The 24811-nt window shown below is 72.7% G+C and carries 24 protein-coding genes and 1 pseudogene; 11 read left to right on the top strand and 14 right to left on the bottom strand.

Annotated features, from left to right (window positions below; all coding sequences use genetic code 11):
- Position 1: 1 nt before the first annotated feature.
- From ACODR5_RS01880 to ACODR5_RS01900, 5 genes are all read right to left on the bottom strand, one after another.
- A complete protein-coding gene (locus ACODR5_RS01880) occupies positions 2 to 667 on the bottom strand; it encodes a methionine ABC transporter permease (RefSeq protein ID WP_449853580.1) in 666 nt (221 codons plus the stop codon).
- Positions 664 to 1719: a methionine ABC transporter ATP-binding protein gene (locus ACODR5_RS01885; RefSeq protein ID WP_449853579.1), complete on the bottom strand. Its 1056-nt coding sequence runs from the start codon at positions 1717 to 1719 to the stop codon at positions 664 to 666. Before ACODR5_RS01885 ends, ACODR5_RS01880 begins: the two co-directional genes overlap by 4 nt.
- A gap of 6 nt (positions 1720 to 1725) precedes the next feature.
- A complete protein-coding gene (locus tag ACODR5_RS01890; protein WP_460817915.1) occupies positions 1726 to 2568 on the bottom strand; it encodes a MetQ/NlpA family ABC transporter substrate-binding protein in 843 nt (280 codons plus the stop codon).
- Positions 2569 to 2663: 95 nt separating this feature from the next.
- Entirely contained in the window at positions 2664 to 3599 is a 936-nt protein-coding gene (locus tag ACODR5_RS01895; RefSeq protein ID WP_488982548.1) for a hypothetical protein, read from the bottom strand.
- Positions 3596 to 4888 (bottom strand): winged helix-turn-helix domain-containing protein, encoded by a 1293-nt coding sequence (locus tag ACODR5_RS01900; RefSeq protein WP_488982549.1) that lies wholly within the window; start codon positions 4886 to 4888, stop codon positions 3596 to 3598. The genes ACODR5_RS01895 and ACODR5_RS01900 overlap by 4 nt, the downstream gene beginning before the upstream one ends.
- Before the next feature lie 136 nt (positions 4889 to 5024).
- On the opposite strand from ACODR5_RS01900, the gene ACODR5_RS01905 reads away from it, so the two are divergent.
- Genes ACODR5_RS01905 through ilvA form a run of 3 tightly spaced genes read left to right on the top strand, consistent with a single transcriptional unit; the run spans position 5025 to position 9428 of the window.
- Entirely contained in the window at positions 5025 to 6839 is a 1815-nt protein-coding gene (locus ACODR5_RS01905; RefSeq protein WP_488982550.1) for a penicillin-binding transpeptidase domain-containing protein, read from the top strand.
- A 49-nt stretch (positions 6840 to 6888) separates the two neighbouring features.
- Positions 6889 to 8175, top strand: coding sequence for an AI-2E family transporter (locus ACODR5_RS01910; RefSeq protein WP_449853574.1), 1287 nt, complete (start codon positions 6889 to 6891; stop codon positions 8173 to 8175).
- A gap of 2 nt (positions 8176 to 8177) precedes the next feature.
- Positions 8178 to 9428, top strand: a complete 1251-nt coding sequence (gene ilvA, locus ACODR5_RS01915; RefSeq protein ID WP_449853654.1) for a threonine ammonia-lyase — start codon at positions 8178 to 8180, stop codon at positions 9426 to 9428.
- Positions 9429 to 9645: 217 nt separating this feature from the next.
- Here the strand turns inward: ilvA and greA are convergent, their stop codons facing one another.
- Positions 9646 to 10128 (bottom strand): transcription elongation factor GreA, encoded by a 483-nt coding sequence (greA, locus tag ACODR5_RS01920; protein WP_449853450.1) that lies wholly within the window; start codon positions 10126 to 10128, stop codon positions 9646 to 9648.
- Positions 10129 to 10204: 76 nt separating this feature from the next.
- Entirely contained in the window at positions 10205 to 10594 is a 390-nt protein-coding gene (locus tag ACODR5_RS01925) for a DUF4307 domain-containing protein (protein ID WP_488982551.1), read from the bottom strand.
- A gap of 66 nt (positions 10595 to 10660) precedes the next feature.
- Here ACODR5_RS01925 and ACODR5_RS01930 point away from each other — a divergent pair, with 66 nt between their 5' ends.
- On the top strand, positions 10661 to 10915 hold the full coding sequence (locus ACODR5_RS01930; RefSeq protein ID WP_449853448.1) for a hypothetical protein: 255 nt from the start codon (positions 10661 to 10663) through the stop codon (positions 10913 to 10915).
- A gap of 24 nt (positions 10916 to 10939) precedes the next feature.
- Here the strand turns inward: ACODR5_RS01930 and trhA are convergent, their stop codons facing one another.
- Positions 10940 to 11662, bottom strand: a complete 723-nt coding sequence (gene trhA / locus ACODR5_RS01935) for a PAQR family membrane homeostasis protein TrhA (RefSeq protein WP_488982552.1) — start codon at positions 11660 to 11662, stop codon at positions 10940 to 10942.
- Between the two features lie 92 nt (positions 11663 to 11754).
- On the opposite strand from trhA, the gene ACODR5_RS01940 reads away from it, so the two are divergent.
- From ACODR5_RS01940 to ACODR5_RS01970, 7 genes and pseudogenes are all read left to right on the top strand, one after another.
- Positions 11755 to 12540, top strand: coding sequence for an isoprenyl transferase (locus ACODR5_RS01940; protein WP_488982553.1), 786 nt, complete (start codon positions 11755 to 11757; stop codon positions 12538 to 12540).
- Positions 12541 to 12700: 160 nt separating this feature from the next.
- A pseudogene (locus ACODR5_RS01945) lies at positions 12701 to 13168 on the top strand (aminotransferase class V-fold PLP-dependent enzyme); the annotation flags it as partial.
- A gap of 88 nt (positions 13169 to 13256) precedes the next feature.
- Positions 13257 to 13703 (top strand): kynureninase/PvdN C-terminal domain-containing protein, encoded by a 447-nt coding sequence (locus ACODR5_RS01950; RefSeq protein WP_488982554.1) that lies wholly within the window; start codon positions 13257 to 13259, stop codon positions 13701 to 13703.
- Positions 13704 to 13953: 250 nt separating this feature from the next.
- Positions 13954 to 15267 (top strand): RNA 5'-3' helicase PhoH2, encoded by a 1314-nt coding sequence (phoH2, locus tag ACODR5_RS01955; RefSeq protein ID WP_488982578.1) that lies wholly within the window; start codon positions 13954 to 13956, stop codon positions 15265 to 15267.
- Positions 15268 to 15439: 172 nt separating this feature from the next.
- On the top strand, positions 15440 to 17173 hold the full coding sequence (locus ACODR5_RS01960) for a carbon starvation CstA family protein (protein ID WP_449853444.1): 1734 nt from the start codon (positions 15440 to 15442) through the stop codon (positions 17171 to 17173).
- A 4-nt stretch (positions 17174 to 17177) separates the two neighbouring features.
- Positions 17178 to 17438: a cory-CC-star protein gene (locus ACODR5_RS01965; RefSeq protein WP_449853443.1), complete on the top strand. Its 261-nt coding sequence runs from the start codon at positions 17178 to 17180 to the stop codon at positions 17436 to 17438.
- Positions 17429 to 18367 (top strand): ArsA family ATPase, encoded by a 939-nt coding sequence (locus ACODR5_RS01970; protein WP_488982555.1) that lies wholly within the window; start codon positions 17429 to 17431, stop codon positions 18365 to 18367. The genes ACODR5_RS01965 and ACODR5_RS01970 overlap by 10 nt, the downstream gene beginning before the upstream one ends.
- A 9-nt stretch (positions 18368 to 18376) precedes the next feature.
- Here the strand turns inward: ACODR5_RS01970 and ACODR5_RS01975 are convergent, their stop codons facing one another.
- The 6 genes from ACODR5_RS01975 to xseA all read right to left on the bottom strand — a co-directional run bounded on the left by ACODR5_RS01975 (position 18377) and on the right by xseA (position 24752).
- Entirely contained in the window at positions 18377 to 20437 is a 2061-nt protein-coding gene (locus ACODR5_RS01975) for a prolyl oligopeptidase family serine peptidase (RefSeq protein WP_488982556.1), read from the bottom strand.
- Positions 20438 to 20539: 102 nt separating this feature from the next.
- A complete protein-coding gene (locus tag ACODR5_RS01980; protein WP_449853440.1) occupies positions 20540 to 21934 on the bottom strand; it encodes a class II fumarate hydratase in 1395 nt (464 codons plus the stop codon).
- A gap of 17 nt (positions 21935 to 21951) precedes the next feature.
- On the bottom strand, positions 21952 to 22602 hold the full coding sequence (locus tag ACODR5_RS01985) for a carbonic anhydrase (RefSeq protein ID WP_488982557.1): 651 nt from the start codon (positions 22600 to 22602) through the stop codon (positions 21952 to 21954).
- A complete protein-coding gene (locus ACODR5_RS01990) occupies positions 22599 to 23216 on the bottom strand; it encodes a DUF4245 family protein (protein ID WP_488982558.1) in 618 nt (205 codons plus the stop codon). The genes ACODR5_RS01985 and ACODR5_RS01990 overlap by 4 nt, the downstream gene beginning before the upstream one ends.
- Complete coding sequence (locus ACODR5_RS01995) at positions 23216 to 23452, bottom strand: exodeoxyribonuclease VII small subunit (protein ID WP_449853437.1); 237 nt, start codon at positions 23450 to 23452, stop codon at positions 23216 to 23218. Before ACODR5_RS01995 ends, ACODR5_RS01990 begins: the two co-directional genes overlap by 1 nt.
- Before the next feature lies 1 nt (position 23453).
- Positions 23454 to 24752, bottom strand: coding sequence for an exodeoxyribonuclease VII large subunit (xseA, locus tag ACODR5_RS02000; protein WP_488982559.1), 1299 nt, complete (start codon positions 24750 to 24752; stop codon positions 23454 to 23456).
- Between the last annotated feature and the right edge of the window lie 59 nt (positions 24753 to 24811).

Below are 24811 nucleotides of genomic sequence, written 5' to 3' on the forward strand. Positions count from 1 at the left end.
CTCAGCGCCTCCGCACCCGGCGGGCGAGCGCGTTGCCCGCCGCCTGCACGAGCTGCACGATGACGATGAGTGCGATCACGGTCACGAGCATGGCGAATCCGTCGAAGCGCTGGTAGCCGTACGAGATCGCGAGATCGCCGATGCCGCCCGCCCCGACGGTGCCGGCCATCGCCGATGCGTCGATGAGGCCGATCGTCGCCGTGGTGAGCGCGAGGATCAGCGATCCCCGCGCCTCCGGCAGCAGGAAGCGGCGGAAGATCTGCCATGGGGTGGCGCCCATCGACCGCGCCGCCTCGATGATGCCGCCGGGCACCTCGAGCATCGAGTTCTCGACGAGGCGGCCGATGTACGGCGCGATCATGACGACCAGCGGCACGATCGCCGCCTCCGGACCGATGGACGATCCGACGACGAAGCGGGTGAACGGCAGGATCGCGACGAGCAGGATGATGAACGGCAGCGAGCGCACCAGGTTCACGAACGTGCCCAGCACGAGGAACAGCGGGCGATTCGGCAGGATGCCGCCGGGACGGGTGACCGCGAGCATCGTGCCGATGACGATGCCGAGCGCCGCGCCGATGGCGAGCGACACGCCCACCATGTACAGCGTCATGACCAGCTCGGAGAAGAACTGCTCCGTCGTGATCAGGGTGAAGGGCGCGCTCATGCCGCACGCACCTCCGTCACCGTGAGCACCGCATCCTCGAGGTACTGCCGCGCCCGCCGGATCCGGGAGGGATCGCCGTCCAGCTGGATGATGAGCTGGCCGACGGTGTGCTGCTGGATCTCGGTCATGTCGGCGTGCAGGATGTTCACGCCCACGCCGATCTCCGCGATCAGCGTGGCGACGATCGGCGCCGTGACCTGCTCGTCCAGCAGGAGCAGTCGCCAGAGATGGTCGCCGCCGATCCGCTCGACGACGCGCGCCGGCAGCGTCTGCGGCACGACCGACTCGACGAACGCCGACGTGGTGGCGCTGCGGGGGCGCACGAACACGTCGAGCACAGACCCCTGTTCCACGACCCGACCGGCCTCCATCACCGCCACCTCGTGGCAGAGATCCTTGATGACGTCCATCTCGTGGGTGATGACGAGGATCGTCGTGCCGTACTCGCGGTTGATGCGGCGCAGCAGCCCGAGGATCTGCTCCGTCGTCGTCGGGTCGAGCGCGCTCGTGGCCTCGTCGCAGAGCAGGATCTCGGGATTGCGCACGATCGCCCGCGCGATCCCGACCCGCTGCTTCTGGCCGCCCGAGAGATCACCGGGGTGGGCGTCGGCCTTCGCGGCGAGCCCGACGAAGGCGAGGGCCTCGTCGGCGCGCGTGCGGGCCTGGCCTGCGGGCACGCCGTCCAGGCGAAGGGGGAGGGCGACGTTCTCGCGCACGGTGATCGTCTCGAGCAGGTGGAACTGCTGGAACACCATGCCGGTGCGCTTCTGCATCGCGCGGAGCTCGCGGCCGTCGAGCGCGGCCAGATCCACCCCGTCGAGGCGCACGACGCCCGATGTGGGGCGCTCGAGCGCGTTGACGAGGCGCACGAGCGTGGACTTGCCGGCGCCGCTGTGGCCGATGACGCCGAAGATGCTCCCGCGCGGCACCCGCAGCGTCACCTCGTCGAGGGCGGTGACCCGCGCGCCACGGCGCCCGGGGAAGACGCGCGAGACGCGCTCGAACTCGACGAGGGCCGCGACCTCGGGCGAGGTGGAGGCTGTGTCGGTCACCGGCGCTCAGTCCTCCAGCGCGTCGGGGATGTTGTAACCGGCGTACTGCGGGTCGCCGGCGATGTATGCGGCGAACTCCTCCGACTCGTAGGCGGCCTTGATGTCCTTCGCCCACGCGGTCTCGAGGTTCGGCTCGTCCACGGTCACGACCACGGAGAACTCGTCCGTCAGCTCCTCGAGCGCGAGGGCGTCGGTCAGGTCCAGTCCGCCCGAGACGACGAAGTTGCCCTGGATCACCGAGTAGTCCACGTCGGACAGCGACGCGACCTGCTGCGCGTTCTCGATCGCGACGATCTCGATGCCGGCGACGTTCTCGGAGATGTCTGCCGGGGAGGCGGTCGCCGGATCGATCGAGTCGCTGAGCTCGATCCAGCCGACATCGGCGAGCACCTGGAAGGCGCGGTACATGTTCGAGGGCTGGTTCGGCACCGCGACGGTCGCGCCGGGCTCGACATCGTCCAGGGCGTCGCTCTGGCCGCCGAACAGCGCCATCGGCGGCCCCGGCACCTGGACGAGGGAGGCGTTGTGCAGCCCCTCCTGCTCATTGACCGACTCCTGGAACACCGGGTGCTGCATGATGATCGCGTCGACCTCGCCGTCCGCGAGCGCGACGTTCGTGATGATCCCGTCGGTGAACTCGCTGATCTCCACGGTGTAGCCGTCCTCCTCGAGGATCGGCTGGATGCCCTGCTCGAACATCTCGCGGTAGGGGCCAGGGTTGAAGCCGAACCGGAGCGTCGTCTTCTCGTCCTCCGGCTGGTCGGCGGGGGCGGCGGCGCCGCAACCCGTCAGCGCGAGCGCGACGACGACGGCGGCGGCGAGCGAGGGGAGCAGGCGGGGGAACGGCATGGTGGACTCCGAGTGCGTGACGGCCGGGATGCGGACGCTCCGACGCTATCGCCGCGATGCCGGCCGCCCGATTCGTGTTACGCCGTGCGACGGACTCAGAACATCGACAGGATCAGCTGCGCGTCGCGGAAGGTGAGCGTTCCGCGCATCGTCCAATCGTCGGTGCGATACGTGAAGCTCTGCGCCGAGCCGTCGTGCGCGACGCCGGAGGCCTCCGCGACGAGCGCGCCGCCCGTGGCCTGGAACGTGCCCGCGTCGGCATCCAGCGACGCCCGGGGCAAGCGCTCGATCGTGAACGCGATCCGCTCGAGCTCGCGCAGATCGGCCGCCCAGGGGACGACGATCCCGCACGCGGCCGGGACGGCGTCGGTCGCCGCCGCGCAGCGCTCGGCGTGCCCCTCGAGCCGCTCCTGCACGATCTCGGTCGCGCCCTCGGCGACGGTCGCATCGAGCTCGACGTCGGCAGACTCCTGGCCGGGCAGGATCGCGACGCGGGCCGCGCCGTCGAGGATCTCGGCCGGCAGCGGGGTCACCTCGTACACGCCGGGCAGCAGGATCGGGGTGTCGTCGGCCGCGAACGTGCGGTCGCCGATGGCGAAGGCGTCGCCGCGGGACGGCGTCACGGTGAGGGCAGTGGTCGCTCGCACGATCCACGTATCACCGGCGCGCGCCATGGGCACGGCGACCTCGCGCGGCTCGCCGTCGAGCGTGACCTCGGCGTGCAGCTCGGCGCGGTCGCCGTCGGTCTCGACGGCGCCGAGGGCGGCGTCCGAGACGTGGGCGCGGGCCCGTGCGAACAGCGCGAGCGCGTCGTCGTCCGCATCGGTCACGGCGTCGAGCGCCTCGGCATCGCCCCGGACGAGCGCCGTGAGGTAGCGCTCCGCCGTGTCGCGGGGGTCCGATCCGCGCGAGGCGATCCACCACGCGCCGATCCCGCCCGCGAGCAGCGCCACGACCACGACGGCGACGAGCACGGCCCGCGTGCGGCGCGCGCGCCCCGGCGCCGCGGCCGCGTCGCCGGGGGCCGTCACGACGCCCGCTCCGTCTGCTCGGTGTGTGGCAGAGGGATCGCCGGCGCCAGCGGCGCGCGCGGGTGGTCGTGGCGCTCGGCGCCGGGCAGCGCGTCGGCGATGTCGTGCGCCGCGTCGCCCCACCCCGAGACCGAGACCCGTTCGAGGCCCTGCCACGCCGCCGCGCGCTGCAGCTCCGCGGCGATCCGCTCGGCCGCGTCGGCCGGGGCGTCCCGCTCCCACCAGGCGGACTGCACGAGCAGGGTCGAACCCGCGCGGTCGGCCTTGAGGTCGACGCGGGCCGCCAGGCGGTCGCCCACGAGCACCGGCAGGGAGTAGTAGCCGAAGCGCCGCTTGTGCGCCGGCACGTAGATCTCGATCCGGTAGTCGAAGCCGAACATCCGCAGGGCGCGGTCGCGGAACCACACCACGGGGTCGAACGGCGTGAGCAGCGCGACGCGGTCGACGCGGCGGGGCACGGCGGCGTCGCGGTGCAGCCAGGCGGGCAGCGGCCTGCCGCCGCGATCCCAGCCCGCCACGCGCACGGGAAGCAGCTCGCCCGCGTCGGCGAGATCGGCGATGGCGGGGGCGACGTCGCGCGCCTTCAGGCGGTAGTAGTCGGCGATGTCGGGCGCGGTGGCGATGCCGTGCGCGCGGGCGGCGCGGCGCACGAGCTCGCGGATCGCCTCCGCGCGCGGCACCTCGCGGGCGAGCGCGTCGGCGGGGATCACGCGCTCGGCCAGGGCATAGCTGCGCTCGAATCCGCGCCGGCCCGCGATCGCGACCTCGCCGAAGCGCCACATCAGCTCGAGCCCCCGCTTGACGTCGTCCCAGTCCCACCAGGGGCCGCGCGGCGCGCGGGGCGACTCGTCGTGGAGGTCGGCCGGCCGGACCGCACCGCGCTCGGCGAGCTCGGCGCGCAGGCGGTCGAGCGTCGGCGCATGCGCGCGCGCCCAGTCGTCGTAGCGCGCGCGGAAGGCGTCCATGCGGAACCGCCACAGCGACCAGTCCGCCGCGGGCACGAGCGCCGCCTCGTGCGCCACGTACTCCACGTAGCGGGCGCGGCGCCCGAAGAGCATCCGGTCGAGAGCGTCGCGATCGTAGGCGCCGAGGCGCGCGAAGTGCGGCATATAGTGCGAGCGCGCGAACACGTTCACCGAGTCGATCTGCAGCGCGCCCATCCGCTCCATCGCCGAGTGCAGCCGCGCGGGCCCCGCGGCGGCGGGCCGCGCGCCGCCGAAGCCCTGCGCGCCCAGGGCGATGCGCCGCGCCTGGGCCGCGCTGAGGGTCTCGATCCGCGTGGTCGTCATCGCTCCACGCTACTGCGGGGCTCCGACATGCCTCCCGACGATCCATCCGTCCCGATACGCCGCGCGGTCGGCGGCGCGTCGGCGCATCGGCCCGGTCGCGCCCGGCGCGTCGGAGGGGCCTGCCATACTGGCCGCGATGTCTCGGATCCCCGCCGCCTCCGCCCTCGTCCTCCTCACGACCCTCGGGCTCGTCGGCTGCGCGCCGGGCGACGACGGTCTCGACGAGGCCCTCACCGCCGTCGAGTCCGCCCTCGAGCGGCACGAGCTGCCCGCGAGCGCGACGGGTGGCGACGACTTCGCGTCGCTCGTCGAGCCGCTCGCCGGGTACGAGCTGGACGTCGCTCTCGGCGAGGTCGAGCGCGACGGGGACGTCGCGACCGTGCCGGCGGAGTGGACGTGGGACATCGACGGGCGGGAGTGGACGTACGAGCAGACGCTCGAGCTCACCCGCGACGGCGAGACGGGCGAATGGACCCTTCCGTGGTCGCCCGCGCTCGTCGCCGACGGCCTGGAGGAGGGCGAGACGGTCGGCGTCGAACGGGTCTATCCGTCGCGCGCGCCGATCGTGGGCGCGGGCGGCGAGCCCATCGTCACGGAGCGGCCCGTCACGCGGTACGGCCTCGACAAGAGCTGGATCGACGCGGGACAGGTCGACCAGAGCGCGCGTGACATCGCCGTAGCGCTGCAGGTCGACGCCGACGAGTTCGCCGCGCGGGCCGCGGCGATGGGCGAGCTCGCCTTCGTCGAGGCGATCGTGCTGCGCCCCGAGGACGCGGCCACGCGTGTTCCGGCGGACTTCGCCGAGATCCCCGGCGCGAGCGCCATCGAGACGACCATGCAGCTCGCGCCGACCCGCACGTTCGCCCGCGAGATCCTCGGCACGGTCGGCGAGGCGACGGCCGAGATCATCGAGAACTCGGACGGCGCGATCGCCCCCGGGGAGCAGACCGGGCTGTCGGGGCTGCAGGGCGAGTACAACGACCGTCTGCGCGGCACCCCGGCCGTCACCATCACGGCGTCGACGGGCGAGGACGACGAGGATCCGCGCGTGCTCGCCGAGTGGCCGGCGGAGGACGGCGAGCCGCTGCAGACCACGCTCGACATCGCGCTGCAGCAGCGGGCCGAGGCGGTGCTGGCGGGCGTCGAGCCCGCGAGCGCGCTCGTGGCGATCCGGCCGTCCACGGGCGAGATCCTGGCCGCCGCGAACGGCCCCGGCAACGGCGGCTTCGACGCCGCCACGAGCGGCCGGTACGCGCCGGGCTCCACGTTCAAGGTCGTGACGACGCTCGCCCTGCTGCGGTCCGGAATGGCACCGGACGACGCCGTGGCATGCGCGGATGAGGTCACGGTCGACGGCTACACGTTCCACAACTACGGCGAGTACCCCGCCTCCGCGCTGGGCGGCATCACCCTGCGCGCCGCCGTCGCGAACTCCTGCAACACGGCGTTCGTCGGCCTGAACGACCGCGTGACCGACGCCGATCTGCGCGACGCCGCGGCCTCCCTGGGCGTCGTGGGGCCGGACAACACCGACTCCCTGACCCAGCACGCGGCCAACATGATCGGCCAGGGCATCGTCACCGAGACGCCGCTCGGCATGGCGACGGTCGCCGCCTCGGTCGCCGCGGGGCGCACGGTGTCGCCGTACCTCGTCGCCCCCGGCGAGCAGGCGGAGTCCTCGCTCACGGCCGAGGAGGCCGAGACGCTGCGGGGCCTCATGGCGGCCGTCGTCACCGAGGGCTCGGGAAGCGCCCTCGCGGGGCTGGGTGCGGGAGTGGGGGCGAAGACGGGCACGGCCGAGTTCGGCGAGCCCGACGAGAACGGCGACCTCGCGAGCCACGCCTGGATGATCGCGTTCCACGGCGACCTGGCCGTGGCGGTGTTCGTGGAGCGCGGCGACGGCGGCGCGAGCACGGCCGGTCCGCTCATGGCCGACTTCCTGGACGGCTGAGACCGCGCATCACGGTGCGGGCATACGGCGTGGTCCTAGACTTGGCCAGATGAGCGACGAGAACCGCCCCTCGCTCGATTCGAACCGGGGGTTCTGGGACTTCCTGCGACCGCGGGCGGCCGCGCCGAGCCCGTCGGGGGTGGACGGCGTGGAGGTCCCGACGGGACTGCGCGTCGCGACGGCCTACGCGTGGCGGCTCCTGATCATCGCCGCGGCCGTGGGCGTGGGCGTCTGGCTGGTCATCCAGTTCAAGTTGCTCGTCATCCCGCTGCTCGTCGCGATCCTCATCACGGCGCTGCTGTACCCGGGGTTCACGCTCATGCTGCGACTGCGGGTCCCGCGCGTGCTCGCGATCGTCGTCTCGGTGCTCGGCACCCTCGCGATCGTCATCGGCCTCATCTGGCTCGTCGTGTGGCAGGTGAGCCGCGAGGCGGGGGAGGTGCGCGACCGCGCCGCGCAGGGCATCGTCGATCTGCGCGACTGGGCGATCTCGAGCGGGCTGCTGACGGAGCGCCAGATCAGCGACGCGTTCGACACCGGCTTCCGCTTCCTCAGCGAGCAGGCCGAGACGCTGCTCAGCGGCGCGCTGACCGTCGGCACCACCGTCGGCCACCTCGGTGCGGGGCTGCTGCTGGCCCTGTTCATCCTCATCTGCCTGCTCGCCGACGGCGCCTCGATCTGGCGCTGGACGCTGCGGCTGTTCCCGCGCTCCTCGCGCCCCGCGGTCGACGCCTCGGCCCGCAACGGCTGGCGCACCCTCATCAACTACGCGCGCACGCAGATCATCGTCGCCACGATCGACGCGGTCGGCATCGGCATCGGCGCCGTGCTGCTCGGCGTGCCGCTGGCGATCCCCATCGCGGTGCTCGTGTTCCTCGGCGCGTTCGTGCCCTTCGTCGGCGCGATCGTCACGGGAGCCATCGCGGTCGTGATCGCGCTCGCCTACAACGGCATCTGGATCGCCGTGGCGATGCTCGCGGTCGTGCTGCTCGTGCAGCAGGTCGAGAGCCACCTGCTGCAGCCGCTGCTGATGGGGTCGGCCGTCAAGGTGCACCCGCTCGCCGTCGTGCTCGTCGTGGCGGGCGGATCGATGATCGGCGGCATCGCGGGAGCGCTGTTCGCGGTGCCCGTGGCGGCGTTCGTGAACGTCGTCGCCGTCACCCTGGCGAGCGGATCGTGGCGCACCGGCGCGCCGCCCGACGCGGATGTGATCTGGAGCACCGTGCCCAGATCGGTCCGCGGCGACGGGGCCAAGGACGACGGCCCGAAGGCCGACGCCCCCGACGACGAGGCGGAGCCGGCGCCGCCGGCCGGCGACGAAGGGAGTCGGGCATGACCATGGCCGAGCAGACCCGGGGGACGTCCGCGACGCCCGGGCTCGCCGAGATCGAGGCCGCCGCGGCGAGCCTCGCCGGTGTCATCGAGCGCACGCCGCTGCAGCCCTCGCAGCACCTGACCGAGGTGCTCGGCCACCCCGTGAGCCTCAAGCTCGAGAACCTGCAGCGGACGGGATCGTTCAAGGTGCGCGGCGCCACCTACCGGCTCTCGCGCCTCACGCCCGAGGAGCGCGCCCGCGGGGTCGTCGCCGCCTCAGCCGGCAACCACGCGCAGGGCGTGGCCCTGGCCGCGCGCGAGCTGGGCATCCACGCCACGATCTACATGCCGCTCGGTGTGCCCGTGCCCAAGTTGCTGGCCACCCGCGGCTACGGCGCCGAGGTCGTGCTGAGGGGCGAGACGGTCACCGAGCCGCTGCGCCTCGCCGCCGAGCACGCCGAGCGCACCGGCGCCGTGCTCATCCACCCCTTCGACCACCGGGACATCGTCACGGGGCAGGCCACGCTCGGCCTCGAGGTGATGGACGAGGCGCCCGACGTCGAGACGATCGTGCTGGGGATCGGCGGGGGAGGCCTGATCGCGGGCGTCGCGGCGGCCGCGAAGGCCCGCGCGGCGGCCGCCGGGCGCACGGTGCGGATCGTCGGCGTGCAGTCCGAGAGCGCCGCCCCCGTGCCGGAGTCCCTCGCGGCCGGCCGCCCGGTCGCGGTGGAGACGCGGCCGACGATCGCCGACGGCATCCTCGTCGCGCGCCCCGGCGACGTGCCCTTCGAGATCATCCGGGAGCTCGTGGACGAGGTCGTCACCGTCAGCGACGACGACATCGCCCGCGCCCTGCTGGCCCTGCTCGAGCGCGCCAAGGTCGTCGTGGAGCCGGCGGGGGCCGTCGGCGTCGCGGCCATCATGGCCGGCAAGGTGCGCGCGCAGGGCCACACCGTCGCGGTGCTGACCGGCGGGAACATCGATCCGCTGCTCATGCAGCGGGTGATCGCGCACGGCCTGGCCGCGTCGGGCCGCTACATGACCGTGCGCGTGCCGCTGCCCGACCGCCCCGGCCAGCTCGTGCAGGTCTCGCAGGTGATCGCCGAGGCGGGCGGCAACGTCATCGAGGTGCTGCACACGCGCCACGGCCAGGGGCTGCAGATCAGCGAGGTCAACCTGCAGGTGTCGGTCGAGCTGCGCGGCACCGAGCACCGCGAGCTCGTGCTCCAGGCCCTGCGCGACGCCGGCTTCCGCCCGGAGCTGATCGAAGACTAGCTTTTTCGAGTCTGCGCGCGCTCGGGCACGGCTTCGCCGTGCCGCTCGCGTGCTCGCGCCGGCGCTCCCGCGCCGACGAGGCGGCGCTTCGCGCCGCGGGGGCGGCCGCATGTGCGGCCGCACGCTCGCTTCGCTCGCACAGTGATCGGTTGCTGAACGGAGCGGCCGCAGGCCGCGGAGATGAAGCGACCACCGCAATCCGGCGACGCGGGGCGGGTCAGCCCAGGAAGGTGTCGACCTTGACGATCTCGACCGGGATCTGCTTGCCGTTCGGGGCCTCGTAGGACGTCTTGTCGCCCTCCTTGAGGCCGAGGATCGCGGCGCCCAGGGGGCTCTTCTCGCTGTAGACGTCGAGGTCGGTGCCGCCGGCGATCTCGCGGCTGCCCAGCAGGAACCGCTCCTCGTCGCCCAGGATCAGCGCCGTCACGACGGTGCCGGACTGGACGGTGCCGTCCGACTGCGGCGCCTCTCCGACGACGGCGTCCTTGAGGAGCGCCTGCAGCGTGCGGATGCGGGCCTCCTGCTTGCCCTGCTCGTCCTTGGCGGCGTGGTAGCCGCCGTTCTCGCGAAGGTCGCCCTCCTCGCGGGCGGCCTCGATGCGCTTGGCGATCTCCTCGCGGCCCACCGTGCTGAGGTGCTCGAGCTCGGCGGCGAGGCGGTCGTAGGCCTCCTGAGTGAGGAACGTGGTGTCGTTCGACACGGCTCTATCCCTTCGTAGCAGGATGTGAAAGACGCCCCGGCACCGGCCGGGGCGTCAGAGGTTCTGGTGCGTCAGCCTACGACACGCGGCAGGAGTTCACCAAACCGGTCGTGGCCTCGGCGACGGTCGGCACGGTCTCCCTGTGCTGCTGCGCGTGCCGCTCGGCCGCCGGGTACGCGAACACCTTCCAGCCCACCACGCCGAAGTCCTCGTCGAGCGCCTCGAGCACGCACACGACGTCGCGGCCCGGGGGAGCGGTGAACTGGAACGACACGTCGACGGCGTGCTCGCCGGTCACCTCGAAGCCGAGGCCGTCCACGCTCACGTCGTCGATGGTCGAGGCCACCGTGGTCCACACGAGCCAGCCGACGGCCGCCGCCGCGAGCGCGCCCACGATCAGCCGGCCCGCCCTGCGGCCGCCGCGCGTGCGGCCGTATCGCTCGTCGAGCTGGGCCTTGGTGGTCACGGGGATCTCCGGGGGAGGGGGAACGTAGGCTGGTACTCCAGGCTACGTCGGGAAGATGAGGACAGAATGCACGGACTCGGCTGGATCGTCGCGCAGGCGGTCACGCCCACCCCGACCCCCACGGTCGACCCGGACCTCGTCACGCCCGGTCCGCTCGGCTTCGGCGTCGTCGCGCTGCTCGTCCTCGCCGTCGTGCTGCTCGTGCTCGACATGCTGCGCCGCGTGCGCCGGGTGCGCTATCGCGAAGAGGCGAACGAGGCGCTCGACGCCGAGGAGGCCGCCGCCCGGGGCGAGTCGTCCGAGGACGACGCCGCGCGCTGAGCCGCGTCACGCCGGGGCTCCCCGTCAGGCCGGGCCGTTGAACGGCGGGTTGATCGCCAGCAGCAGCGCCGCGGTCCAGTGGCACAGGAACGCCAGCACGGTGCACACGTGGAAGATCTCGTGGAAGCCGAAGTGCTTCGGAGACGGGTTGGGCCGCTTCATCGCGTACACGACGGCGCCCACGGTGTAGAGCAGGCCGCCCACGATCACGAGGATGACCATGGCCAGGTTCGCCTCGAACAGCTGCGGCATGTACATCACGGCCGCCCAGCCGAGCGCGAGGTACAGCGCCACGTAGAGCCAGCGCGGGGCCCCGATCCACAGCACCCGGAACAGGATGCCCACGAGCGCGCCGATCCAGACGACGACGAGCAGGATCGTGCCCTGCGGGAACGGCAGCGCCAGCAGCGCAATCGGCGTGTACGTGCCGGCGATGAGCAGCAGGATGTTCGCGTGGTCGATCCGCTTCAGCACGGCCTTGACCGTCGGGCTCCAGTCGAAGCGGTGGTACATCGCCGAGTTGCCGAACAGGAGCAGCGACGACGCCATGAAGACGGCCGACGCCCACTTGGCCGTCGCGCCCTGCGCCAGGCTGATGAGCACGACGCCCGTCACGAGCGCGACGGGGAAGGTCGCCGCGTGGATCCAGCCGCGCCAGCTGGGCTTGATGTCGACCACCGCATCGACGGCGGAGGCCTCGAGGAGGGGCAGCTGCGGGACCTCGGAGGCGCGATCACGACGGCTCATGATCCCGAGACTACGCGGCGGCACATGCCGCGCGGCGCACGCGCGGGCGATCCCCAGGCGATCCCTGCATCGCACCTGACTAGGGTGGATCCGTGAACAGCGGACGTTCGGGGCAGGGCCTGGGGCCCCTCTACCGCCTCTACACCGCGCGGCTGCGGCGCGAGATCGACCCGGCGGCCGTGCCGCATCACGTCGCGATGATGATCGACGGCAACCGGCGCTGGGCACGCCAGCTCGGCCTGCGCACGGCGGCGGACGGCCATCGCGCGGGGGCGCGCAAGATGGTCGAGTTCCTGGAGTGGTGCGACGAGCTCGGCGTGGGCGTCGTCACCCTCTACCTGCTCTCGAACGACAACGTGCGCAAGCGCGACGCCGCCGAGCTGAGCGACCTGATCGAGATCATCGAGGGCCTCGCGCACCGGCTCGCGGGGCGCGGCGACTGGCGGGTGCAGCACGTGGGCCGCGACGGCGACCTGCCCGACTCGCTCGTCATGGCGCTGCGCGACGCCGAGGCGCGCACCGCGTCCAACACCGGGCTGCACGTCAACCTCGCCGTCGGCTACGGCGGGCGCGCCGAGATCGTCGACGCGGTGCGGAAGATCATCCAGAAGCACGACGAGCGCGGCGGCTCCCTCGAGGAGCTCGCTGCGAGTCTCACGCCCGAGGTGATCGGGGAGCACCTGTACACGGGCGGCCAGCCGGATCCCGACCTCGTCATCCGCACGAGCGGCGAGCAGCGCCTCAGCGACTTCCTCGTGTGGCAGAGCGCACACAGCGAGTTCTACTTCGTGGAGGCGCTGGGCCCCGACCTGAGGCACATCGACTTCCTGCGCGCCATCCGCGACTACGCCAGCCGCGAGCGCCGCTTCGGCGGCTGACGCGCGATCCACCCCCGCGGCGCCGCTCTGTCATGATGAGCGTGTGAGCAGCATCTCGGAGTATCGCGCGACCTTCACGGGCGAGCCCGGCTACCTGAACTTCGCGGCCTTCGGGCCGCTGTCGCGCACCGTTCGCGACGAGGTCGTCGCCGACGTCGGGATGCTCGGCACCGGCAGGGCCTCGAGCATCGATCACGTCGCCGGACGGGTGCGGGAGGCGCGCGAGGCGGTCGCCGGGCTGCTGGGCGTACCGGCTGACGAGGTCACCCTGCAGCCGTCGACGAGCCACGGCCTGGCGCAGGCCGTGCACGGCCTGGAGGGCGGCGTGCTGGCCTCGGCCGCCGAGTTCCCCACCATCCCCACGCTCCTCGTCCGCGCCGCCGAGGCGTTCGGGCGGATCACGCCGCAGTGGATGGCCCCGCCGTCCGGGTTCGTCACGCCCGAGGCGGTGGCCGAGGCGCTCGACGACGACACGCGCGCGCTCGTGGTCAGCTCGGTCGACTCGCGCACGGGCTTCCGCGCCGACCTGCGCGGGCTGCGCGAGGTGCTCGGCGACGACCGGCTCCTGCTCGTCGACGACACGCAGGGCTTCGGCGTGATCGACGCCGACTACGCCGCGGCCGACGTCGTGTGCGGGCACGGCTACAAGTGGCTGCGCGCCGGACGCGGCACGGGTTTCGCGTGGTTCGGGCCGCGGGCGCGAGGCGATCCGGCCCGTGCTGTCCGGCCACGTCGCCACCGCGACGGGCATCACCTTCGACGACGTTCCCGCCCCGCACCCCACGGCGCAGGCGTACCGGCTCTCCGAGCCCGACTGGCTGGCCGCGAGCCGCCTCGCCGTCGCCGCGAGCGAGGTCGCGGCGGTGGGCGTCGCCGCGATCCAGGACGAGCTCGCCGCGCTCACAGCGCGCGTGATCGCGCTCGCCGACACCCACGACATCCGCGTCGTCACGCCGCGCGAGCCGGAGCGGCGCGCCGGGTTCGTCGCCCTCGCGCCGCGCCAGGAGGACGTGGCGCCCATGGCGGCCGCGCTCGCCAACAGCGGCGTCACGGTGACCTCCCGCAGCAACCTCATCCGGGTCGCCCCGCACGTGGGCACCGACGACGAGACGCTCGGCATGCTCGCGGACGCGCTCGCCGCCGCGCCGCGCGTCTCGTCGTAGCAGCGGGGCGCCCGCGTTCCCCGGAATTCACGAACACGTAATCCGCCACGCCCGGCGCGTCGTGCCACGGGACCGGCGCGCGGTCGTACGTTCGTGGCATCGGGCAAGGTGTCCGATCGAGTCGGCCATACGGACCTCGACTCGTGGCCAACGGTCGACTCGCAGTGAGCCGGGCAGAGCCCGGGGCGGGGAGTGGGTTGTGACCACTGGCAACACGGTGCAGCGTCGGCAGCGTTCCGCTCGCGAGACGGTGCACGCGCAGGATCGGGATCAGGATCTGCGAACCTACGTGCTCGACACGTCGGTCCTCCTGAGCGATCCGCGCGCACTCTTCCGATTCGCAGAGCACTCCGTCGTCATCCCGGTCGTGGTGGTGGGCGAGCTCGAGGCCAAGCGCCACGACCCCGAGCTCGGCTACTTCGCCCGGCAGGCGCTGCGTCACCTCGACGACCTGCGCATCGAGCACGGGCGCCTCGACTTCCCCGTGCCCGTGGGCGAGGGCGGAACGCTCCGAGTCGAGCTCAACAACACCGACCAGTCGGTGCTGCCCAGCGGCATCCGGCTCAGCGACAACGACAGCCGCATCCTGGCCGTGGCGATGCACCTGCTGCAGGACGGGCAGTCCGTGACCGTCGTCTCCAAGGACCTGCCGATGCGCGTGAAGGCCGCCTCCCTCGGCCTGGCCGCCGAGGAGTACCTGGCCGAGCAGGCCGTGGACTCGGGTTGGACGGGCCTGGCCACCCTCGCGCTCTCGGGCGACGAGATGGCCGACCTGTACGAGACGGAGGTCGGCACGCACGACGACGTCGTGGGCATCCCCGTCAACACGGGCCTCGTCATCCAGTCGGAGCGCGGCTCGGCCCTCGGGCGGGTCACGGGCGACGGCTCGTACCGCCTCGTGCGCGGCGACAGCGACGTGTTCGGCCTGCACGGCCGCTCGGCCGAGCAGCGGATCGCGATCGACCTGCTCACCGACCCGGATGTGGGGATCGTCTCGCTGGGCGGCAAGGCGGGCACGGGCAAGTCGGCGCTCGCGCTGTGCGCGGGCCTAGAGGCGGTGCTCGAGCAGCAGCAGCAGAAGAAGATCATCGTGTTCCGGCCGCTGTTCGCCGTCGGCGGGCAGGAGCTCGGCTACCTGCCCGGCGACCAGGCCGAGAAGATGAACCCGTGGGGTCAGGCGGTGTTCGACACGCTCGGCTCGGTGGTGTCGCAGAACGTGCTGGACGAGGTGGTGGAGCGCGGCCTGCTCGAGGTGATGCCGCTCACCCACATCCGCGGCCGCTCGCTGCACGACGCGTTCGTGATCGTCGACGAGGCGCAGTCCCTCGAGCGCAACGTGCTGCTCACGGTGCTCAGCCGCATCGGCCAGAACTCGAAGGTGGTGCTGACGCACGACGTGCAGCAGCGCGACAACCTGCGCGTCGGCCGCCACGACGGCATCGCCAGCGTGATCGAGACGCTCAAGGGACACGGCCTGTTCGCCCACATCACGCTGACGCGCTCGGAGCGCTCGGCCATCGCGGCGCTCGTGACCGACCTCCTGGAGGTCGGCGAGCTCGCCTGATCCGTATCCGGACGAGGCTCCGGTTCCCGCGCGACGCGCCGGAGCCGGAGCCTCGCCGTATGCGCGGCGGGGCCCGCGCGCCCGCTAAAGTTGTGAATTGCCCGAGAGCCGTCAGGCGCGGGCGTCGTGCAGCCATCCGCTGCGCTGTCAATGACGACAGAAAGGGCATCGCATGGGTTCCGTGATCCTGCTGCTCGTCGGCCTCGCGATCTTCGCGGCCGGCTACCTCATCTACTCGAAGTACCTCGGCAACCGGGTGCTGCGCCTCGACCCGGCGTTCCGCACCCCCGCGCACGAGAAGAACGACGGCGTGGACCACGTGCCCACGAACAAGTTCGTGCTGTGGGGCCACCACTTCACCTCGGTCGCCGGCGCCGCGCCCATCGTCGGGCCCGCCGTCGCGGTGATCTGGGGCTGGCTGCCCGCCTTCCTCTGGGTCACGATCGGCACGGTGTTCTTCGCCGGCATGCACGACCTCGGCGCGCTGTGGGCCTCCGAGCGCAACAAGGGCCGCTCCATCGGCGCGCTCGCCGCCCGCTACATCGGCCGCCGCGGCTCGTATGTGTTCCTGCTCGTCATCGCGCTGCTGCTGCTCATGGTCATCGCGGCGTTCGCCGTCGTGATCACGAACCTGCTCATCGGCAGCCCGACCACCGTCATCCCGGCGTGGGGCGCGATCGTCGTCGCGCTGCTCGTCGGCATCGCCGTGTACAGGCTGCGCTGGAACCTCGGCGTCGTCACGATCGTCGGCGTCGTCGCGCTGTACGCGCTGATCGTCGTGGGCGACCGCTTCCCGGTGGTGCTGCCCGATCCGATCCTCGGGATGAGCCCCGGCACGTTCTGGATCGTCGCGCTGTTCCTGTACGCGGGCATCGCGTCGCTGCTGCCGGTGTGGCTGCTGCTGCAGCCGCGCGACTACATCAACGGCGTGCAGCTGTTCATCGGCCTGGCGATCCTGTTCGTCGGCGCGCTCTCGGCCGGCCTGTTCTTCGGCAACGACTTCGTCGCGCCCGCCATCAACACGGCCGTCCCGGAGGGCACGCCCGACATCTGGCCGCTGCTGTTCGTCACGATCGCGTGCGGCGCCATCAGCGGCTTCCACGGCGCGGTCGCCAGCGGCACGACGTCGAAGCAGCTCGACAAGGAGCCCGACGCCCGCTTCGTGGGCTACTTCGGTGCTGTGGGAGAGGGCATGCTCGCGCTCGGCGCGATCATCGCCGCCACCGCCGGCATCCAGAGTGCCGCCCGCTGGGAGGAGATCTACTCGGCCTTCAACCAGGGCGGCATGGCCGCGTTCGTCGAGGGCGGCGGGAACATCGTCGAGCTCGGGCTGGGCCTTCCCGCCTCGCTGGCGGCGACCGTGCTGGCGACGATGGGCGTGCTGTTCGCCGCGACCACCATGGACACCGGCGTGCGCCTGCTGCGCTTCGTGTTCCAGGAGGCCGGCGAGATCGTCGGCATCAAGCTCAACACGCTCGTCGGCACCGTGCTCGTGCTCGTCGTGAGCATGGGGTTGGTGTTCAGCCAGGGCGTCGACGGGTCCGGCGGCCTCACGATCTGGCCGCTGTTCGGCACGACCAACCAGCTGCTGGCCTCGCTGACGCTGATCATCGTGTCGATCATGCTCATCCGCAAGCGCCGAAACGTGCTCGTCACGCTCATCCCGCTCGCGTTCGTCTTCGTCGCGGCGTTCTGGGCGGCGATCGTGCAGGTGGGCACGTTCTGGAACGGCGGCGTCGACACCAACTGGCTGCTGCTGATCGTCGACCTCATCATCATCGTCGCCGCCGTCTGGGTCGCGGTCGAAGGCATCGCGGCCATGCGCCGCGCGGCGAGCGAGGAACCCGAGACGGAGGACGCCGACCTCGCGGATCACCTGACCGGGACCATTCCCACGGCCCGGTGACGTCGTGTCTTCGTCGCGCTGGGCCGCATTCGCGAGGGGGCTGAACGAGTTCTATCAGGGCCCGTACCGCCGCACCTTCGCCCGCGCCCAGCGCGACGAGGACGACCATTTCATGCTCGTCGTGCTCGCCGAGTCGCTCGGCGTGCCCGATCCCGCCGCCTACTACTCGGCCGAGCTGCTGCCCGCCGTCTACGAGGACTTCCACGCGTGGCACCGCCGCGCGGGGATCCCCCGCAGCCCCCTGGACCACATCTCATGCTGCTGAACGACATCGCCGCGCGCCGCGCCGTCTTCGTGGGCGGCAAGGGCGGCGTCGGCAAGACGTCGCTCACCTCGGCGATCGCCCTCGCCCGCGCCCGGGCGGGATCGCGCGTGCTCGTCGTCTCGACCGACCCCGCGCACAACCTCGGCCACCTGTGGGAGAGGGCGGTCGGCGACGACGTCATCGGCCTGTGGTCGGAGGGGTCGGGCCGGGTCGACGGCGTGGAGATCGATCCCGCGCGCACGGTGGACCGTCACCTCGCCGCGGTGTCCGACACGATGCTGCGGCTGCTGCCCGAGCGCCTGCACCGGCCCGCGCGCGAGCATCTCGAGTCGGCGCGGCACGCACCCGGCACGCACGAGTCGGCCGTGCTCGACCGCGTGGCCGAGACGCTCGAGACGGGGCTCGACGCCTACGACCTCGTGCTGTTCGACACCGCGCCGTCGGGCCACACGCTGCACCTGCTCGCCATGCCCGAGCGGATGACGGACTGGACGGAGAGGCTGCTCGCGAACCGCGACCGCTCCGAGCGCTACGCCGTGGCCTACGGCGCGCTGGGCGGCACGAAGGACACCGCGGACCGCGACGCGGAGCTGCGGCGCGTGCTGCTGCGGCGCAGGGAGCGCTTCGCCCTCATGCGCGAGGTGCTCGCCGACGCGGGGCGCTCCGGCTTCGTGCTCGTCTTCGTGCCCGAGCCGATGCCGATCGCCGAGAGCCGGGAGGTCGCGGCGGAGCTGGCGCGGCTGGGCGTCGGGCTCATCGGCGCGGTGGCGAATCGCCTGTCGCCGACCGACGCGATGCCGGCCCGACGCACCCGCGAGGAGGAGCTTCTGTCGCAGCTCGACCTCGGGGCGCCGCTCACCCGCGTGCCGCTGGTCGACGACCTCGTCGGGCTCCCGGCCCTGACGCAGCTCGCCGACGCCCTGGGGTGAGCGTCGCCCTCAGAGCCCGGTGAACCGCGCCGCGAAGGCGAGCTGGTCGGCGAACTCGAGCACCTGGGCGTCGCGCGGCTTGCCCATGCCGTGGCCGGCTCGCGTGTCGACGGAGAGCAGGATCGGCGCATCCCCGCCCTGCGCGTGCTGCAGCGCCGCGGCGAACTGGAACGAGTGGCCGGGCACCACGCGGTCGTCGTGGTCGCCGGTCGTGATGAGGGTCGGGGGATAGGACCGCCCCTCGACGACGTTGTGCAGCGGCGAGTACGCGCGCAGGTAGGCGAACGCCTCGGGGTCGTCCGGGTCGCCGTAGTCGCTCGTCCACGCCCAGCCGATCGTGAAGCGGTGGAAGCGCAGCATGTCGAGCACGCCGACTCCCGGCAGCACGGCGGCCCACAGATCGGGCCGCTGAGTGAGCGCCGCGGCGGCGAGCAGCCCGCCGTTCGAGCGGCCGTGCAGGGCGAGCTGCCGCGGCGTCGTGAGGCCGTCGGCGATGATCCGCTCCGCGACGGCGAACAGGTCGTCGAAGACGTTCTGCTTGCGCTCCTTCGTGCCGGCCTTGTGCCAGTCCGATCCGAACTCGCCGCCGCCGCGCAGGTTCGGCACGACGAGCGTGCCGCCCGCCTGCACCCAGGCGGCGAAGATCGCGCGGTAGGCGGGGTTCATGGGGATGTTGAACCCGCCGTAGCCCCACATGAGGGTCGGGCGCGGGCCGTCGGGAGTGCCCTCGGGCGCGACGAGGAACGCGGGCACGACCGTGCCGTCCTTGCTCGTCGCCGCGATCCGCGTCGTCGTCGCGCGGACGGCGCCGGCGGCCGGATCGGGCAGCATGCGGTGCGAGACGACGCGCGCCCCGTCCACGACGATCTCGTGGCGCGTGCCCGGATCCACGAATCCCTGCGTCTTCACGAACACCGTGTCGGTGGACGAGACGGCGTCGGAGCCCTCGACCGAGACGCCGGCACCGATCGGCAGGTCCTCGCCGAGGGCGCCGTCGAAGGTCGCCAGCTGCATGCGGTGCTGAGCGTCGTGCGAGTAGGTGAGCACGAGCCCGCCGGCCGTCAGCGCGGCGTCGAGCAGCACGTCCTCGGCGTGCTGCGGCACGACCTCGCGCAGGGTCGCGGCGGGATCGGCCGCGGCGAGGTCGAACGCGACGAGCCGGTAGCGCGGGGCGTCGGCGTCGGTGACGACGTAGAGCACGTCGTCGCGCACGCCCACCGCGTTCCACTCGCGCTCGTGTCCGGTGGCCAGCGGGCGCAGGGCCGACATCGGCTCGTCGTGGCGGCGCACCGCGAGGTCGTTGCCGCTGGACGATCCGGTGTCGGTCGAGAACACGAACCACTCGTCGTCGCGCGGCCACTGGCGCCCGAACGTGCGCGGCTCCTCGGGGCGCGTGAACAGCAGCTCGTCCTCGGACACGGGCGTGCCGATCCGGTGGAGCATGAGCCGGCCGGCGCCCATCTCGTCGACGAGCGGGTCGTCGCTCGGGGCGTCGTACGCCCAGTACGTGAACGAGCGGCCGTCCGGCTGCCACAGCGGCAGGTTCCACTTCGTCCAGGGGATCTCGTCGTCGAGGTCCTCGCCCGTGGCGACGTCGCGCACGCGGATGGTGCGCCAGTCGCTGCCGCCGTCGGCGAGGCCGTACGCGAGGAGCGATCCGTCGGGGCTGGGAGAGCTGGCCGTCACGGCCACGGTGCCGTCGCGCGAGAGCTCGTTCGGGTCGAGCAGCACGCGCGCGCCCTCGAGCCCGTCCGCGTCGTCGGCCACGACGAGCACGTCCTGGTTGCGGCCGTCGCCGTGCCACGCGAACAGCCGGCCACCGCGCTGCCGCGGCACGCCGCGCGTCGGCTGCGACAGCAGCGCGCTCAGTCGCTCGCGGAAGGCCTCGCGCGCGGGCAGGGCGGCGAGGATCGGCTCGGCGAAGGCGTTCTGCGCCTCGATGAAGGCGCGCGTCTCGTCGCTGTCGGCGTCCTCGAGCCAGCGGTACGGCGCCGCGATCCGCTCCACGGATCCGTCGGGAAGGGGGAACTCGTCGATGGCGTCGTCGCGACGGACCTCGGGATAGCGCATCCCTTCACCCTATTGCGGGCGAGCGGCGCGACCGTGCGCCCGCCGCTCCGCAACGACGAGGGGGCGGCGAGCCGAAGCCCGCCGCCCCTTCGTGGATCCGGATCAGCCCGGGTGGGTCATCGAGAGCAGGTCGAGGCGCTCGTCCAGCTCGGCCTCGCTGATCTCGCCGCGCTCCACGTAGCCGAGGTCGATCACGGCCTCACGCACCGTGATGCCCTTCGCGACGGCGTGCTTGGCGATCTTCGCGGCGGCCTCGTAGCCGATCACCTTGTTCAGCGGCGTGACGATCGACGGGCTCATGCCCGCCAGCGCCGTGACGCGCTCGAGGTTGGCCTTCAGGCCCACGATCGTCTTGTCGGCCAGCACGCGCATGGCGTTGGAGAGGAGGCGGATCGACTCCAGCAGCGCGGTGCCCATGACGGGGATCGCGACGTTGAGCTCGAACGAGCCCGAGGCGCCGGCCCACGCGACGGTGGCGTCGTTGCCGATGACGCGCGCGCACACCATGAGCGTCGCCTCCGGCACGACGGGGTTGACCTTGCCGGGCATGATCGACGAGCCCGGCTGCAGGTCGGGCAGGTGCAGCTCGCCGAGGCCCGTGTTCGGGCCCGAGCCCATCCAGCGCAGGTCGTTGTTGATCTTCGTGAGCGAGACGGCGATCGTGCGCAGGGCGCCGGACGCCTCGACGAGACCGTCGCGGTTCGCCTGGGCCTCGAAGTGGTCCTGCGCCTCGGTGATGGGCAGGCCCGTCTCGGCCACGAGCAGCTCGATGACCTTCTGCGGGAAGCCCAGCGGCGTGTTGATGCCCGTGCCGACGGCCGTGCCGCCGAGCGGCACCTCGGCGACGCGCGGCAGGGCGGCCTGGATGCGCTCGATGCCGAGGCGCATCTGGCGGGCGTAGCCGCCGAACTCCTGGCCGAGCGTGACGGGCGTGGCGTCCATGAGGTGGGTGCGGCCCGACTTGACGACCGACTTCCACTCCTCGGCCTTGCGCTCGAGGGCCGCCGCGAGATGCTCAAGCGCCGGGACGAGGTCGGAGGTGAGCGCCTCGGTCACGGCGACGTGCACCGAGGTGGGGAAGACGTCGTTGGAGGACTGCGAGGCGTTGACGTGGTCGTTGGGGTGCACGTCGCGCCCCAGGTGCTGGGTCGCCAGCGTCGAGAGCACCTCGTTCATGTTCATGTTCGACGAGGTGCCCGACCCGGTCTGGTACGTGTCGACGGGGAACTCCGCGTCGTGCGCGCCGGTGACGACCTGGTCGGCCGCCCACGCGATCGCGTCGGCGATCTCGCCGTCGAGCGTGCCGAGCTCCTTGTTCGCGAGCGCCGCCGCCTTCTTGATCCGGGCGAGCGCGGCGATCTGGCGGGACTCGAGGCCCGTGCCCGAGATCGGGAAGTTCTCGACCGCGCGCTGGGTCTGGGCGCGGTACAGCGCGTTCTTCGGAACGCGCACCTCGCCCATGGTGTCGTGTTCGATCCGGTACTCGGTCTCGGTCACTTCTTCCTCCGTCAGGATCAGGCCGCGGACGCGGCACCCAGGACGACGTCGGGCACGACCGTGCCCTCCGCCAGGCGGTAGTTGGCGCCGACGACGCCGAGGCGGCCCTCGGCGACGGCGTCGCTGATGAGCTCGGACGACTGCAGGATGGCCGTCACGGTCTGGCGCAGATGGCGGCGGCCTACCCGCTCGGCGTCGACGGTCTCGTACGTGACGCCCTCGGCGGCGCCGGCGTGCAGCTCGGCGCGCACGGCGGGCACGATCGGCGAGATGGTGCGCCAGATGTGCGGCGGCAGCGGCGGCTGGGCCACGTCGAAGCTGTCGATCGCGGCGCGCACGGCGCCGCACGCGTCGTGCCCGAGCACGACGATGAGCGGCACCTTCAGCACCTCGACGGCGTACTCGAGCGATCCCATGATCGACTCGCCCGTGACCTGGCCGGCGTTGCGCACGACGAAGAGGTCGCCGAGGCCCATGTCGAAGATGATCTCCGCGGCCAGCCGCGAGTCGGAGCAGCCGAACAGGGCCGCCCGAGGGGTCTGCGCGGCCGAGACCTCGGCGCGTCGCGCGACGTCCTGGTGGGGGTGGGCGGGCGTGCCGGCGACGAAGCGGGCGTTGCCCGCCATCATGTCGTCCCACGCCCGTGCCGGCGTGATCGGATCGGTCATCGTGCTCCTTCCTGCAGCGCGCGCACCTGATCGCCGACCAGCTCCGCGAGCTCGGCGGCGTACTCGGCCGGCGCCGACCCGTACAGCAGCACGTGGTCGGCTCCGGCCTGTGTGCCGAGCGCGTAGGAGATGTTCCGGTTGCGGTCGGGGCGCGAGATCTCGTACTCCTGCCACTCGACGCCGTCGATCGCGACGGTCCCCGACGGGGCCGTGCCGCCCAGCTGCTGCGCGGCCCACGTCTCGTCGGCGTCGAAGCCCTGCGCGAGGTTGAGGAAGTTCTCGTCGTCCGGGGTGACGTAGACGACCTCCCAGACGGCGGGGGCGTCGGGCGTCACGTCGGCCGCGTTGACGCCCCAGGACTCCGGCACCGCGGGCGCGACGACCTCGCGCTGATACGACTCCGAGACCCGCTGGGCGACCGCGGCCACGTCGATGGCCGGCCGCTCGGGCGGCGTGCCGCGCGGCACCGCGAGGAAGATCACGGCGACGACGGCGATGCTCACGACGAGCGCGATGACGAGGTTCGTGAACGTCTGGCTCTGGCGGTACGCGGCGGAGCGGGCGGCCTTCTGCGCCGCGATGTCCTCGGCGGACTGCTCCGGGAGCGTGGCCATCAGTCGCCCTCGTCCGCGCTCGGACGCGCGGCGTCGAGGCGGCTCTTCGCGCCGCGGAGCCACTCCTCGCAGCGCGCCGCGAGCGCCTCGCCGCGCTCCCAGAGCGCCAGCGAGTGCTCGAGCGTCGGGGAGCCCTGCTCGAGCTCGGCCACCACGCGCACCAGCTCGTCGCGCGCCTGTTCGAACGAGAGCTCCGCCACGTCGGCGGGGGCGGGCTGATCGGTCATCGCATCCATCCTATTCGGCGGGGCCCGTGGCCGCCGGGCACTCGTCGACCGGGCCCTCGCTCACCGCGGCGATCGAGCCGCTCTCGAGCGTGACGACGAGCCGCGTGCCGGCGGGCGCCTGCGCCGCGTCCCGCACGATCACGCCGCCGTCCGCGTGCGCGATGGCGTAGCCGCGGGCGAGGGTGGCGGCGGGGGAGAGCGCCCGCAGCGAGGCGCGAAGCTCGGCCGTGCGGGCCTCGGCGGTGCGGATGCCGCGGGCGACGAGATCGCGGCCGCGCGCGGCGAGCAGGAAGACCTCGTGCGAGCGGTCGCGCACCATCCGCTCGGGATCGCGCAGGGCGGGGCGCGAGCGCAGCTGCTCGAGTTGGGCGATGTCGTGCTGCACGCGCTGCGTCAGCCGCATCCGGGCGCGGGAGCGCAGCTGGCCGACGAGCGCGCGCTGCTCGCCCACGTCTGGCACCACGCGCTTGGCGGCGTCGGTGGGCGTGGAGGCGCGCAGGTCGGCCACGTCGTCGAGCAGCGGGCGGTCGTTCTCGTGACCGATCGCGCTGACGACGGGCGTGCGCGCCGCCGCGACCGCGCGCAGCAGGCGCTCGTCGCTGAAGCCGAGCAGGGTCTGCGGATCGCCGCCGCCGCGGGCGATCACGATGACGTCGACGTCCGGGTCGTCGTCGAGCCGCTTCAGCGCGGCCAGCGTCTCCGGCACGCAGCGGTCGCCCTGCACCGCGGCGTACTCGGTGCGGAAGCGCACCTCCGGCCAGCGCAGCTCGGCGTTGCGGTGCACGTCCTTCTCGGCGTCGCTGCGCTCGCCCGTGATGAGGCCGATGCAGTGCGGCAGGAACGGCAGCGGCTTCTTGCGGTCCTGGTCGAACAGTCCCTCGGCGCGCAGCTGCGCGCGCAGCCGCTCCAGCCGCTCGAGCTGCTCGCCGAGCCCCACGTGCCTCATGGCCGTCACCTGGAACGAGAAGTCGCCGGCGCGCACGAAGTAGTCGGCCTTCACACAGGCGACCACGTGGTCGCCGATCTTCAGGTCCGCGGGGATCCGCCCGCGCACGCTCGACCAGATGCGGATCGAGATCTGCGCGTCCGACTGCACGTCCTTCAGGCGCGCGAAGACGTTGCCCGCCCGCACGTTCCACGACGTGATCTCGCCCTCGACCCACACGGAGCCCCAGCGCTCGATGAAGCCGCGGATCGTCTGGTTCAGCCGGGCGACCGAGGTGGGCGCCTCGGGGGAGGAATCGCGTGGCGAGACGCTGTCGGGCGGGGGCGCCTGACCCGGCACCGGGTCGGCCTGGAAGGTGGTCACGCGGCTGCCTTCCTGACGTCGTGGACTCGGCCGATGCTCATGTGGCGACCGTAGACTGG

This window comes from Microbacterium sp. FG3 (genome assembly GCF_057809335.1).

What these genes read in the sequence shown, in the direction of transcription:
- ACODR5_RS01880 (WP_449853580.1), bottom strand. Translation starts at nt 667, where the DNA reads ATGAGCGCGCCCTTCACCCTGATCACGACGGAGCAGTTCTTCTCCGAG.
- ACODR5_RS01890 (WP_460817915.1), bottom strand. Translation starts at nt 2,568, where the DNA reads ATGCCGTTCCCCCGCCTGCTCCCCTCGCTCGCCGCCGCCGTCGTCGTC.
- ACODR5_RS01900 (WP_488982549.1), bottom strand. Translation starts at nt 4,888, where the DNA reads ATGACGACCACGCGGATCGAGACCCTCAGCGCGGCCCAGGCGCGGCGC.
- ACODR5_RS01905 (WP_488982550.1), top strand. Translation starts at nt 5,025, where the DNA reads ATGTCTCGGATCCCCGCCGCCTCCGCCCTCGTCCTCCTCACGACCCTC.
- ACODR5_RS01910 (WP_449853574.1), top strand. Translation starts at nt 6,889, where the DNA reads ATGAGCGACGAGAACCGCCCCTCGCTCGATTCGAACCGGGGGTTCTGG.
- ilvA (WP_449853654.1), top strand. Translation starts at nt 8,178, where the DNA reads ATGGCCGAGCAGACCCGGGGGACGTCCGCGACGCCCGGGCTCGCCGAG.
- ACODR5_RS01930 (WP_449853448.1), top strand. Translation starts at nt 10,661, where the DNA reads ATGCACGGACTCGGCTGGATCGTCGCGCAGGCGGTCACGCCCACCCCG.
- trhA (WP_488982552.1), bottom strand. Translation starts at nt 11,662, where the DNA reads ATGAGCCGTCGTGATCGCGCCTCCGAGGTCCCGCAGCTGCCCCTCCTC.
- ACODR5_RS01960 (WP_449853444.1), top strand. Translation starts at nt 15,440, where the DNA reads ATGGGTTCCGTGATCCTGCTGCTCGTCGGCCTCGCGATCTTCGCGGCC.
- ACODR5_RS01970 (WP_488982555.1), top strand. Translation starts at nt 17,429, where the DNA reads ATGCTGCTGAACGACATCGCCGCGCGCCGCGCCGTCTTCGTGGGCGGC.
- ACODR5_RS01975 (WP_488982556.1), bottom strand. Translation starts at nt 20,437, where the DNA reads ATGCGCTATCCCGAGGTCCGTCGCGACGACGCCATCGACGAGTTCCCC.
- ACODR5_RS01985 (WP_488982557.1), bottom strand. Translation starts at nt 22,602, where the DNA reads ATGACCGATCCGATCACGCCGGCACGGGCGTGGGACGACATGATGGCG.
- ACODR5_RS01990 (WP_488982558.1), bottom strand. Translation starts at nt 23,216, where the DNA reads ATGGCCACGCTCCCGGAGCAGTCCGCCGAGGACATCGCGGCGCAGAAG.
- ACODR5_RS01995 (WP_449853437.1), bottom strand. Translation starts at nt 23,452, where the DNA reads ATGGATGCGATGACCGATCAGCCCGCCCCCGCCGACGTGGCGGAGCTC.